Source organism: Cytobacillus eiseniae (assembly GCF_017874625.1).
In the GTDB taxonomy this organism is placed as follows: Bacteria; Bacillota; Bacilli; order Bacillales; family Cytobacillaceae; genus Cytobacillus; species Cytobacillus eiseniae.
Genome location: NZ_JAGIKZ010000006.1, coordinates 141,160 through 154,656, shown reverse-complemented (window position 1 = coordinate 154,656; position 13,497 = coordinate 141,160). Strand labels below are relative to the sequence as shown.

The window sequence follows — 13,497 nt, the reverse complement described above, 5'->3', positions numbered from 1 at the left end:
CTTATTTTTATAGTGGAAGAGTTTTTTTATAAATTCACATCTAGCTTAATTAAATGTTCAACATTCTTATCAATTCCAATATAGCGTAATGTCTCTGCAGGTGTTTGATGATGATAGATCCCCATTAAAATCGAGATAGCAATCCCTTTCCTGTATGCATGATAACCAAATGTCTTTCTTAATGTATGCATACCTATCTTTCCACAAATCCCGACTTCTTTTGCAGCATGATTAATAATTCGATAAGCTTGTTGACGTGAAATCGACAGCTCATTTTTTTTCGATTTAAAAAGATAATCAGTTTCTTTTAAATCATATTTAGACAAGTAACTTTCTAATGCCATTTTCACTTGATGATTTAAATAAAAATATCCCTTTTTGCTGCTAGTAGTTTCCTCGTGATTAATAAATAAAAACTCCCTAGCCCCTGTCCCGTCCCAAACATCATTAACCTTCAGTGAGAGTAAATCATTTATTCGAATCCCCGTATTAATTCCAAGGACAAAGAGCAATAAATCCCTTGAAGACTGGTTACGTAAATACTTTTTGATAGCAAGAATTTTGTCTATGTCTCTAATTGGATCGACATATTCCACCTTAATTCCTCCTACAGATCAATGTTACATAATAATAATTTAACAAAAACTATGTAACATTACAATTAGAAAGTCTTATGATCTACATAAAAAATACACCTTCATAATGCATTGAAGGTGTGATTCTTTCCTATTTAATATGAACATTCTTCGATTGATTTATTGATAGGAAATAATTATTTAACGATCATCTTTTTCTAAAAATTTTCTCTTTCACATTGAATTCTTCATAAATATCCGCATCGGAGCGGATTGATTCTTTACTCCCCAATCCAAGGAACCCATTTGAGCTCATGCTTTTATTAAATAGCTCTAACACTCGTACTTGAAGATCAACATTGAAATAGATGAGCACATTTCTACAAATAATGACATGAAACTCATTAAAAGAACAATCTGTCACTAAATTATGCTGGGCAAAAACGACCTTCTCCAAGAGATATCGTTTTAAATAGGCTGACTCACAATCTGCTGTATAATATTCAGAGAATGATCGTTTCCCGCCCGCAAGGATATAATTTTTTGTATATGTTTGCATTTTTTGAAGTGGAATGATTCCTTTTTCTGCTTTTGCAAGCACAAACTCATTCATATCTGTTGCATAGATTTTGGTTCGATCCCATAAGCCCTCTTCCTCCAACAATATGGCCATGGAATAGACTTCCTCACCAGTAGAGCATCCCGCATGCCAAATACGGATTTCAGGTTTGCCCTTAAGTAAGGGCACAACCTCCTTTCGGAATGCTTTGAAGAAAGAAGGATCTCTGAACATTTCTGTTACATTAATAGAAAAATCACTCAATATTTTCCGTAAATATTCTGGATCATGAATAATCCGTTCCGTTAAACTTGTGATCGTCGGCAACCTTTCTTGGTTTAAGCGATTATGAACCCTCCTCATAATGGATGATTTCATATATTGCCTAAAATCATAGCCTGAAAGACGGAAAATCGATAGTAATAAAATTTCTAGTTCTAAATCCTCCTTATTAATCCTAGGCATTTCTCATCATTCACTTCCCATAACTTTTTGTTGGGAGTATCTTCTTGTTTTACGATAGCCACACACGCATAACAGATAAAAGCTGATCTAAATTCAGTGGTTTACTAATATAATCTGACGCACCAGACTCCAAACATTTTCGACGATCACTGTTCATTGCTTTTGCTGTTAAAGCGACAATTGGGACATCTTGATGATTCTCTGACTTCCGAATTCTTTTCATCGTTTCGTAGCCATCCATTATCGGCATCATAATATCCATTAGCACAATATCAATCTGATTGGATTGCTCTATTTTTTCTAAGCAGTCAACCCCATTTTCTGCAGTCAGAACTTCCATCTCTTCTTTTTCAAGTGCATTTTTTATTGCAAAGATATTTCGATGATCATCATCAACAACAAGCACGGTTTTCCCTTTTAAAACGGCAGACTTTTGATTTGTCATATCTTCTATTGGCATTTTTTCAAATGCTTGTTCAGGAAGGTCTGTAACCAATTCAGAAGGAGGGTTATCACTTATTGCCGTTTCGATGTTGGCAGGCATTCCCTTTGGCAAACTCGGGATTAGCAAGGTGAACTTACTTCCTTTTCCTTCACTGCTTATTACTCTACATTCCCCGCCAAGCAGATGTGCAAACTCTTTTGTGATCGATAATCCAAGTCCTGTGCCCCCATACTTTCTCATTGTTGCTCCATCCACCTGCTGGAAGGCTTCAAATATTTCATCAAACTTCATCTTAGGGATCCCAATCCCCGTATCACTTACAATTATTTTTAACCATGAGTCTGATTGGTCAATTAATGGAAGTCCAATCAAATCCTCTCTGTCAGCTCCTTCAATTTCAATAGAAACAGATCCCTCTTCAGTGAATTTGAATGCATTTGATAGTAAATTTTTAATAATTTGCTGCAAGCGCTGCTCATCTGAATAAATATAACTTGGTGCATTTTCTGTCGATGTTACAGTAAATTCAAGACCCTTTTTCTTAGCAAATGGCGTAAATTGACGATTTATATGTTCAGTTAGCTCTAAAATATTTACTTCTTCAAAGTGGATATCCATTTTTCCAACCTCGACCTTGGACAGATCAAGAATATCATTAATTAAATCAAGTAAATCCTTGCCTGATGAATGAATCACTTTTGCAAACTCAACTTGTTCTTCATTCAAGCCTTGATCTGAATCATCCATTAACATTTCCGAGAGTAAAAGGATACTATTTAATGGTGTACGCAGTTCATGAGACATATTAGCCAGAAACTCAGATTTATATTTTGAGCTTTCTAGGAGTTCTTTCGCCTTTTCTTCAAGGTTCTCCTTCGCTGACTGAAGTTCCTCTGATTTCAGTTCTGCATCCTTCGTTCTTTCTTCCAATTGTTCATTAATCATGCGGAGCTCTTCTGCTTGCGTCTGCATTTCCTCTGACTGTGATTGCAATTCTTCCGACTGTGTTTGCAGTTCCTCTGATTGCATTTGCAGTTCTTCAGTCTTTGCCTGTGACTCTTGAAGCAAGTTAGCAATTTCCATTCGACCAATAATATTTGTAATAGCAATACCTAAAGTCCCCAGTACTTCTTCTAATAAATGAATTTGAATGGGCGTAAATTCCTCCAAGCTTGCTAATTCAATGACAGCAACCACTTCATCCTTTAACAGCACAGGGGCAATAAGAATGCTTTGTGGTTTAATTGTTGCCAGTCCTGTTGATATCACATGAGAATGATCAGGAATCTCATTCAATTGAATTATTTTTTTATCTAAAGCACACTGGCCTACCAGCCCTTCCCCTTCAACGAAGAGATCCTTCCCAGCCGCTTGGCCCGAATCTGCAAAAGAAGCAACTTTTCGATAGGTTGTTCTTTCACCTGTCTCTTTTAAGTAAAAGACACCTAACTTTGCTTCGACTGCCTGTGCAAGATTGGTGATTAAGTCTTCTACTAGAGAGGAAATTTTCACATGATGACTATAAAGATGAATAATATTCGTTGAATTCGTTTGAACCCAATTTTTCCCCATTATTTCTTTTGTGTAATTTTGTTCTCTTTCATGGTGTTGTTCTAATGAGCTTGCCATTGAATTAAAAGCAAGCGCAATTTCCCCTATTTCGTCTTTAGAATTTACTTTTAATCTAGGGATATTTGATAATTGTTCGAAGTCTATTTTATTAATTCCTTTCGTAATAGAATGGATATTTCTACTTGTGCTTCGAATCAACCAAAGAGTGACAAGAATAATCAATAACAAGGCAAGCAATACAGATGTAACTAAGACAGTTACGAGCTGGGAATAGGTTGTTGTCGCATTTTCTAAAGAATCTTCCATTAATGATTCCTGATGATCTCTAAATTCATTTAATAAATTTATCAATGTATCACGATTGCTTCGTCCACTATTATATATTTCTTGCAAATTCGTAGGATCTTCATCTTCGAGTTGTTTAAACACCTGGTTCTCCATTTCAAAATAGGCGTCATATGATGTATCAATTTCATTAATAAGTGATTTACCTGTTTTGCTATTAACTGAATCCCGAATATCAACGAGCCTTAACCGTATTTCATTATGATTATCTTTAAGCATATTAACAGTCAATGCAGAATCAGATAAATCATTATCGATAGCTATTCTTAAAAGCTGACGATCCGTTTGATCAAATAATTGCCTCACTTCCGTTGCTTGACTTACCTTAAAATACCTGTCTTGGACAATTTCAATCATATTCGCCCTCATCAAGTTCGCCATAAATAGCAGGACAATCATTAATATAACCATACAAAAAATCGTAAGCCCTAAACCAAGGTACTGCTTTTTCTTAAAACTCAATATCTTCTCCTCCTACTACTAAAAAAATTCATTCAATAAAAGTATTTTAGTAGGAATTCTCCACACGCTCACTCGCATGCGTCATCCATTCATATTGTCGTAGTTTAAGCTGAAAAAGTGTAAGCGGGTCACGATATATTTCTGGATTTATTCTTATTTCTTGCAGGTCTTGCCTGTTCATTTCGTTTTCTCTATTTGCCTCATCCATTTTTTCACTTAAAACGATAAAGGGATTTTTAAAGAATAGCTTCATGTCACGCTCTAACGCTCTATCAAATAGTTCGAATGGCTGAATCAATTGATTGAACACTTCCTCTGAAACATGACTATAATCCTCATTTTCAATAAATTGCTTATACTTTTGATGAATAAACGTTTTATTTTGCGGCAAAGCATTAAATAATTTCCCCGCACTTTTCATTAAAAATTGGGCTGGTGTAAAACGAAGCAGAATATTCATTGATCCTAATTGGATGCTTCCCATTGTCATCCGATTCGCATCCCTTTGCCAATCGTCCAATAACTTAAAATCGCAATCTAGCTTAAGAGCCTCTTCCCCATACAAATCATTGAATCCAGCACTCATTTCATTTAAAAAGCTTTGGCTATATTCTAATTCCTTCCCTGCTTCAGCAATCCAATTGTGAAATTCAAGCTGAAGCCCTGGAAGAACAGTCTCTTCAATATAAAGATGAATTTTATGATTCATTTCATCATTCAGCTTGAGAGATAGTTTCCCAAAGTCGCTCTCTTCTGTAATATGTGATGAACAACTCTTCAAAAGTGTGGGAATTTCTTCCGATAGCTTATTTCTAGTTCCATCCTTCATATTTCTAAAGGATCGTTGAATGACCCGTATCTTTTCCTCCTCAAGATCGCTTAACTGATTGGTTGCCCCTTTCAGCTTTGTCATCATATCCTCATTCCATTTAATCGACTCAATTAAGTTATTTTCCTTTTCTACACGTTTTTCTAGCAAATACTTAATTGTTTTTCGAATCGAATGATGCACTTTTGTTATTTGTTCTATGTCTTGATTAGAAAATGGGTCCTGATCATTTATTCCTATCGTTTCCTTCATGGACTCCCTATGTTGAACTCCTAATTCAACCCCATTTTTCTTTGCCCAATTCATGATCGTATCGAAAAGTTCATACGCTCTTTCCAACCCATCACTAGATTTCGTTGAATGGAATAATGTATTTTCTGCTTTTTTAACTACTTCCAGTTCAATTTCTGTCATAAATAGTTCATTCCATGCAAGTAATGAGGTTGAGGCAAGCAGCGCATATCGATCATCCGTGATTTTACTCCAATTGACTAAATGAGTAGGAATGAGATGGGAAATTTCTCGAATCAAATACTTTCCATTAATTAAATCTATATACGTATCATGAAAAAGCTTGGATAATTCGCGGAATTCATGTGTACTCGTTTTATTTATATTTAATAAAATATAATTCATTTCTTTTAACCACGAGAAATAGTGCTCACTATTTTTATAGCTATTCCAGAAGGATGCCGTTAACGCTTCAAATCTAGCTAAATCAAGCGCAGATAATTGAATCAAAACTTCATTGAAGCAACCCGGTTCCATTTTCTTTGTTTTATCTTTTACGACATATGTATGGAGAATATCAAACCAATGCATCTGTTTCGTACGTACAGATTCATCAATAGCTAGCTGAACAGCATTGTTCCAATCCTGATACTCCTCAAAAAATAGCCGTGCAATCTCAGTTACATCTGCATAATCTGGGTTCAAGCTAACTGCTTGCTTAATAAAGTCTATAGCTAATTCAAGCTTTCCCTGCTGAACACAAATAGAAAATTGCTGCAGAAGTACCTCCGTTCTTAACACTTCGGAATCCGTATGTATCTCCTGATAAATCCCCTCTGCAGTGGAGAGCAAATCTAACTCAAAATAAGCATCCGCCATATTTTTCTTTGCCCACGGCTCAAGCTCATTGCTAATATTCTCCCATTTAAAAATAGCTGCTTCATAATCCCTATTATGAAAATAGATTTCTCCTTGGGAGAAACGAATATAAGCTAAATCAGATAGTTCCTTTTTCTGCTCCTCCATATATAGTTCTCCGAGCAGCTCAATTGGGTGTCGATCTTCCCTTTCATTAATTAGTGTTAAATAATACTGTTTACTATTCAGCTGCTTATCTATTGTCATAAAAGTTCCCTCCACTAACCATATTTTTGAACAATATAGACAAATTTCAACAAAGTTCAATCTCTTTCTTGTATTCTAACAAACTATTGGTACATAGTTGATTACAATATTGTATTCCATTGTAACAATTTAAATAATAGGAAAATATGCTTACGCCTTTTCGTACTTATTAACCGAAAAGTTACAAAAAGAAACCTTTTTTGACATATTCTCACGATGGATATACCGTCCCTAATTGATTTACCATGTGTAAATCAGTAAAATAAGGAATAACTACATATTATAGAAAGGCTGATTCAGGTTTGGAAAATAATTCATCAAACTTTATAAAGAATATTATGATTGAGGATTTAAAAGTAGGAAAGCATAAAGGAATTATTACTCGCTTTCCACCAGAGCCAAATGGGTATCTTCATATCGGTCATGCGAAATCCATAATAATTAATTTTGGACTAGCTGATGAATTTGAAGGAACAACAAACTTGCGCTTCGATGATACGAATCCATTAAAGGAAGATCAAGAATATGTGGACTCGATTAAGGAAGATGTGAAATGGTTAGGTTATGAATGGGATGAACTGCATTTTGCATCGAACTACTTCGAAGAAATGTATAATCGTGCTGTCCTATTAATAAATAAAGGAAAAGCATATGTTGATGAATTATCACAAGAAGAAATCCGTGAATATCGCGGTACATTAACAGAGCCTGGTAAAGACAGCCCTTATCGTAATCGTACGGTTGCGGAGAACCTTGATTTATTCGAACGTATGCGCAACGGAGAATTTGAAAATGGCAGCAAAGTATTACGGGCAAAAATCGATATGGCTTCACCTAATTTAAACTTGCGTGATCCAGTTATTTACCGAGTTTCCCATACTACTCATCACAATACTGGGGATAAGTGGTGCATCTATCCAATGTATGCATTTGCTCACCCACTAGAAGATGCGATTGAAAATGTGACTCATTCCATTTGTACAACAGAATTTGAGGATCAACGTCCATTGTACAATTGGTTTGTTGAAGAATGTGAAATGGAAAGCAAGCCACAACAAATTGAATTTGGCCGCCTTAATATCACAAACACAGTAATGAGCAAACGAAAACTTAAGCAGCTTGTGGATGAAGGATTTGTTGATGGCTGGGATGATCCTCGTATGCCTACTATTTCTGGTTTAAGAAGAAAAGGCTTCACACCCGGTGCGATCCGCGAATTTGTTAAAGCAACAGGTGTGTCAAAAGGCTGGGGAGCAGTAGACGAAGCAATGCTTGAACACTTCGTTAGAGAAGACTTAAAGCTTGAGGTTCCACGTACAATGGGCGTGCTGAATCCATTAAAAGTAGTGATTACAAACTATCCTGAAGATGAAGTGGAAATGCTTGATGCTGAAATTAATCCTGAGAATCCAGAAATGGGCTCGCGTCAAATTCCATTCTCGAGAGAAATCTATATTGAACAGGACGACTTCATGGAAGAACCACCGAAGAAATACTTCCGTCTCTTCCCTGGAAATGAAGTTCGCTTAAAACATGCTTATTTCATTAAATGTAATGACTTCATTAAAGATGAGAATGGAAAAGTCGTAGAAATTCACTGTACGTATGATCCAGAAACAAAAAGCGGTACAGGCTTTACGGGACGTAAAGTAAAAGGAACGATTCACTGGGTAGATGCTAAAAATGCAATTCCTGCTGAATTCCGTTTATACGAGCCACTAATCCTAGATGCCGAAACAGAGGAAGAAATCCCAGAAGGAAAAACATTTCTTGATTACGTCAATCCTAACTCCCTTGAAATTGTTCAAGGATTTATTGAGCCAAACATGAAAGACGTACACCCACAGGATAAATTCCAGTTTTTCCGTCACGGCTATTTTAATGTGGATCCAAAGCATTCTACAGCAGAAAAAGTTGTTTTCAATCGAATCGTTTCTTTAAAAAGTTCATTTAAACTGTAACTATCTGAAAAACACCATATGGAGGAAAATAAATGACTAATCAACAGAAGCATCATGAAGAACTGCCACCAAAAACATGTACAATTGATCGCCTAGTAACTGTTCCCGAAGATATCGAAAAAGTTCTAGCAGGCAAAAAGGTCGCTACTCGCCGAAATGGCCGCTATGCGGATATTGGGGAAATCATGACCCTTCAAGGGAAGGATTTCATTATTGAAAAGGTATATTCTCAAGCACTTGGAGAATTAACAGATGAACACGCGAAACAAGAGGGCTTTGAAAATGTTGAGGAATACAAAGAGTCCATTCTATCCTTTCACCCTGGCATGCCTTGGCTGCCACAAATGAGAGTATGGGTACATGAGTTTCGTCTCGTAACGGAATAACATAGCATTACATGGAATTCCTCTATCGCTTAATTGTATACCTTCATGTTGGCAGTGCTGTTTTTTCCATTGGTCCCTTTATAATTCTAATTCCAATCGTGAAAAAACTGCGTGCTGCTGACGAGAAGGTACAACAAGCATATCTTGATATTATTAAATATACGATAAGACTTATTAAGCATGCTGGGCATGTCCTCGTTGGCAGTGGAGCACTCCTTATAATAATGGGCCCATGGACTTGGAAAACATCTTGGATCATCGCTACATTAATAGTCATGTTCGGGTCCGTCCTTTTCCTTGCGCGTGCATTCACACCAACGATGCGAATCTTCCATGAGTCCACGCAAAATCAACCAGCATTAATCAAAAATCTATTACGGTCTACATGGCTTTATTTAATTCTTTTAATGATCATGTTATGGTTCATGGTTGCAAAGCCTGTACTGTGGTAGGTAATGGCCAGTCTCGCTTAGGGAGACTGGCCATTTTTGTGCATTCTTGGTAATGATGGTAGTTAGTTTATTTGCTTGATTCATCAGACATTCTCTAATTTTATTCTCATTGGGGCTATCCTTTAGGATTTTTGTTGGGGATTCATATAATTTGTTTCATTGAATGCTCCTATGAGACTCTTTACATGTTTTTTTACTTTTTTTATCCCATTGAATGCTCCTATGAGACTCTTTACATGTTTTTTTACTTTTTTTGTCCCATTGAATGCTCCTATGAGACTCTTTACATGTTTTTTTACTTTTTTTGTCCCATTGAATCCTCCTATGAGACTCTTTACATGTTTTTTTACTTTTTTTATCCCATTGAACTCTCCTATGAGACTCTTTACATGTTTTTTTACTTTTTTTGTCCCATTGAACTCTCCTATGAGACTCTTTACATGTTTTTTTACTTTTTTTGTCTCATTGAATGCTCCTATGAGACTCTTTACATGTTTTTTTACTTTTTTTGTCTCATTGAATGCTCCTATGAGGCTCTTTACATGTTTTTTTACTTTTTTTGTCCCATTGAATGCTCCTATGAGACTCTTTACATGTTTTTTTACTTTTTTTGTCTCATTGAACTCTCCAATGAGACTCTTTACATATTTTTTTACTTTTTTTGTCTCATAGCACTCTCCAACTAGCATTCTTCCTTCATATACTTTTAAAAAATATCAAATCCAAACTCGTTGCCATCATTTATATTAAGGGTTATTATTTTCCTTTTAAATGGATCGTGAATTATAATAACTATATGAACGAATCTGATAGACAAGACTTTTAAGGAGTGGAGAGGCATGGGTGTAACTTTACGTAAAGGACAAAAGGTTGATTTAACAAAGACAAATCCTGGTTTGCAAATGGTCGTTGCTGGATTAGGATGGGATGTCAGTGGAAGTCATTCTCAATATGATCTAGATGCATCCGCATTTTTAGTTGGACCAACAGGAAAAGTACAAAGTGACTTGGATTTTGTTTTCTACAATAACCCTAGTGGAGGAAATGGTTCCATACTATATAGTGGGGATAATCGAACAGGAGCAGGGGCTAATGATGATGAACAAATTCAAATTAACCTAAATCAAGTGCCACCTTCTATTCATCGTATTGCCTTCACAATCACCATCCATGATGCTCAAGCGAAGGGCCAGAGTTTCGGACAGATTTCAAACGCTTATGTACGGATTTTTAATGCGCAAACAAATGAGGAATTAATTCGTTTTGATCTTGGCCGTGAATTCACTGTGGAGACAGCGATAGTTGCTGCTGAGCTATACCGTCACAATGGGGAATGGAAATTTAATGCGATTGCTAGCGGTTTCCAAGGGGGATTAGCAGCACTTTGTCGAAATTTCGGTGTGTCTGTTGATGACGATCCAGTACCTACTTCGCCCGCACAGCCACCTTTTCAATCAGGCTATCAACAGCAAAGTAATCCATCATTCGGACAATCACAACAAACACAATCCTATAATTCACAGCCGAACCATTATCAATCATCCTACGGTCAGCCTAGCCAACAGCAACATACATACAGTCAGCCTAGCTTTGGCCATACGAATCAGCCAACTACCAATTATGGACAGCCAGCACACTCGGCACCATACAATCAATCATCATATAGTCAGCCTCCCGTAACTTCCCATTCATATGGAGGAGATAATATTAACTGTACCCGCTGTGGGTCATCAAATGTTCGAACGGGTGAAAAAGGCTTTGGACTTGGGAAAGCGGCAATCGGAGGACTTATTCTTGGCCCTGTCGGCTTATTAGGTGGATTTATCGGGAAAAACCAATTGAAGTTCACTTGCAATAACTGTGGAAATAACTGGTCCCCTAATCAAACAGATTATGCACAATGGGCGAATCAGCAAAAAAGAAAGGCACAAGATTTATTTACTCGCTATAAAAGTCAGGATGTCCTAGAAGCAGTTGTTGCAGCATGTGCACTTGTTGCTTTAGCAGATGGAAGACTTGATCCATCCGAACGTCAAAAAATGATGGAATTCGTCAATCAAAGTGAGGAACTCAGAGTTTTTGATACGAATAAAGTCATTCAGCAGTTTAATATCTTTGTCCAAAAGATTGAAAGAGATTCAGTAATTGGACGTGCAGAGGCATTTAAAGCATTAGGACGCGTTCGTTCAAAGCCTGAAATTGCCCGATTAGTTGCTCGTTACTGTATTGCTCTAGGTTATGCTGATGGGCACTTCGACCCAAGCGAACAGCAAACAGTCCATGATATTTGCCTAGAATTAGGATTGAATCCCCAAGAATTTTTATCATAAATTCTATTTTTGAATTAGCCGGTCAACAAAAAACATAGCCATCCTTTGGAAAGCGCTATGTTTTTTGTTTATCTGTTTGGAAAGGACTCTATACTGTATTTGCATATATCAAACACAAACGGAAGGATGGAACCGAATGCAAAAAAGGAAGTTAGTCATTGCCCAAAATCTTGATGAAGATTATATTATGAGAATAAATGCCATCATTCCAGAGTGGGAAATAATCGTTGGCAAGGACAATACCATATGGCAGAAACACTTGGAAGATGCTGAAATAATTGTTAGCTGGAAAAAAGAAATGGAAAGAATGCTAATACAAAATAACATGAATTTGCGCTGGCTACAATCATGGTCTGCTGGCGTAAATAGCCTGCCACTTCAAGTATTCGAAGAGAAGAAAATACATATTACTTCTGCCAACGGTGTGCATGCCTATCCGATTTCAGAAACCATATTCGCACTAATGCTTGCCTTAACACGAAAGATTCATTCATATATTAAAAACCAGCAAACAAAAACATGGCATCATGCAAACTTAAGCTTGGAATTACATGGAAAAACAATTGCTCTTCTAGGAATAGGAGCGATTGGCATGGAAACAGCAAAGATCGCTAAAGCATTTGGTATGAAAGTCATTGGCTTTCGTAACTCTGAGAAACCCGAAGAAAACGTTGATTCCATGTACGCCCTTAATCAGTTAGACGAGATACTCCCCATTTGTGATTATGTCGTCGTTACACTCCCTTATACAAAAGAAACGCATCATTTATTCAAAAAGCAACAATTCAAATTGATGAAACCATCCTCTTTCTTCATTAATATTGGCAGAGGCAGCATCGTTGTGGAAGAAGATCTCATCCACGCATTACAGAGTAAGGAAATTGCTGGAGCAGGTCTGGATGTATTTGAGAAAGAACCACTGCATGGAGAAAGTCCATTATGGGCACTCGAAAATGTCATCATTACTCCACATACGGCAGGTTCGACTGAGCATTATACTAAGCGAGTCATTGAGGATATTTTCATCCCCAATTTACAAAGCTATATACAGGGAAGTACACCATCCATTAATCTAGTGGATTATCAAAAAGGGTATTAAAAAATGGGGAATAGGACTGGTATCCTATTCCCCATTCAAAATTATTTCATCATGTCATGGTCAACATAACGCTCACCATTTAATTCACTAATAATATTGATCGCTACCTTTGCACCATCACCAGCAGTAATAATTGTGTGCATGCTTACGCCTGCAATTGTTCCTGCTCCCCAGATTCCTTCAATATTTGTCTTTCCATTTGGATCTAAATCTAGGATAGTCTTGATACGCGGTTCTGTACCTGGCTTTGTTTTTAAGCCAATTTTCTCAGCTAAATCTGCTAGCATTCCTGTCGCAAAAATAACATGCTTTGATTCATATGTATGCTCTGCTGTTTGTACAGAGAAACCTGATTCTAGCTTCTCAATGTTCTCAACCGTTGCTTCTACAAGTTCTGCCCCAAATTTTGCTGCCTGCTTTTTGCCAATCTCTACTAGCTCTGGGCCTGTAATTTCCATTACACCATAATGGTTTTCTAGCCATGCTCTTTTAGTTACACTTTTATCATTATCGATCATTAATACTTTTTTTCCAGCTTTTGCAGCAAATAAAGCTGCACTTGCACCTGTTGGACCTGCGCCAATAATTGTAATATCAAACATCTATATTTCCTCCTTATTTTAGTGATTGATTATAGATTATATTAAAAAATAGCAATTGT

Annotated in this window: 11 protein-coding genes; 5 read left to right on the top strand and 6 right to left on the bottom strand. The window is 36.7% G+C overall.

What is annotated here, in order from left to right:
* Window positions 1–26: 26 nt before the first annotated feature.
* The 4 genes from J2Z40_RS07695 to J2Z40_RS07680 all read right to left on the bottom strand — a co-directional run bounded on the left by J2Z40_RS07695 (window position 27) and on the right by J2Z40_RS07680 (window position 6,608).
* Entirely contained in the window at window positions 27–596 is a 570-nt protein-coding gene (locus J2Z40_RS07695) for a tyrosine-type recombinase/integrase (RefSeq protein WP_066400752.1), read from the bottom strand.
* A 187-nt stretch (window positions 597–783) separates the two neighbouring features.
* Complete coding sequence (locus J2Z40_RS07690) at window positions 784–1,599, bottom strand: CheR family methyltransferase (protein WP_180316819.1); 816 nt, start codon at window positions 1,597–1,599, stop codon at window positions 784–786.
* 49 nt (window positions 1,600–1,648) lie between these two features.
* Entirely contained in the window at window positions 1,649–4,423 is a 2,775-nt protein-coding gene (locus J2Z40_RS07685) for a response regulator (protein ID WP_066400751.1), read from the bottom strand.
* Window positions 4,424–4,469: 46 nt separating this feature from the next.
* Entirely contained in the window at window positions 4,470–6,608 is a 2,139-nt protein-coding gene (locus tag J2Z40_RS07680) for a tetratricopeptide repeat protein (protein ID WP_066400750.1), read from the bottom strand.
* Window positions 6,609–6,910: 302 nt separating this feature from the next.
* Between J2Z40_RS07680 and J2Z40_RS07675 the strand changes: the two genes are divergently transcribed.
* The 3 genes from J2Z40_RS07675 to J2Z40_RS07665 are packed head-to-tail and all read left to right on the top strand — an operon-like array spanning window position 6,911 to window position 9,407.
* A complete protein-coding gene (locus tag J2Z40_RS07675) occupies window positions 6,911–8,569 on the top strand; it encodes a glutamine--tRNA ligase/YqeY domain fusion protein (RefSeq protein ID WP_066400749.1) in 1,659 nt (552 codons plus the stop codon).
* A gap of 32 nt (window positions 8,570–8,601) precedes the next feature.
* A complete protein-coding gene (locus J2Z40_RS07670) occupies window positions 8,602–8,955 on the top strand; it encodes an ASCH domain-containing protein (RefSeq protein WP_066400745.1) in 354 nt (117 codons plus the stop codon).
* An 11-nt stretch (window positions 8,956–8,966) separates the two neighbouring features.
* Window positions 8,967–9,407, top strand: a complete 441-nt coding sequence (locus J2Z40_RS07665; protein WP_066400743.1) for a hypothetical protein — start codon at window positions 8,967–8,969, stop codon at window positions 9,405–9,407.
* Between the two features lie 122 nt (window positions 9,408–9,529).
* Here J2Z40_RS07665 and J2Z40_RS07660 read toward each other — a convergent pair whose 3' ends face one another.
* Window positions 9,530–10,096, bottom strand: coding sequence for a hypothetical protein (locus tag J2Z40_RS07660; protein ID WP_209795148.1), 567 nt, complete (start codon window positions 10,094–10,096; stop codon window positions 9,530–9,532).
* Between the two features lie 150 nt (window positions 10,097–10,246).
* Between J2Z40_RS07660 and J2Z40_RS07655 the strand changes: the two genes are divergently transcribed.
* On the top strand, window positions 10,247–11,737 hold the full coding sequence (locus J2Z40_RS07655; protein WP_066400740.1) for a TerD family protein: 1,491 nt from the start codon (window positions 10,247–10,249) through the stop codon (window positions 11,735–11,737).
* A gap of 136 nt (window positions 11,738–11,873) precedes the next feature.
* Window positions 11,874–12,836: a D-2-hydroxyacid dehydrogenase gene (locus tag J2Z40_RS07650; protein WP_066400739.1), complete on the top strand. Its 963-nt coding sequence runs from the start codon at window positions 11,874–11,876 to the stop codon at window positions 12,834–12,836.
* A gap of 41 nt (window positions 12,837–12,877) precedes the next feature.
* Here the strand turns inward: J2Z40_RS07650 and J2Z40_RS07645 are convergent, their stop codons facing one another.
* Window positions 12,878–13,438 carry an FAD-dependent oxidoreductase gene (locus J2Z40_RS07645; protein WP_066400738.1) on the bottom strand — a complete coding sequence of 187 codons (561 nt, stop codon included), beginning with the start codon at window positions 13,436–13,438 and terminating at the stop codon, window positions 12,878–12,880.
* Window positions 13,439–13,497 lie beyond the last annotated feature (59 nt).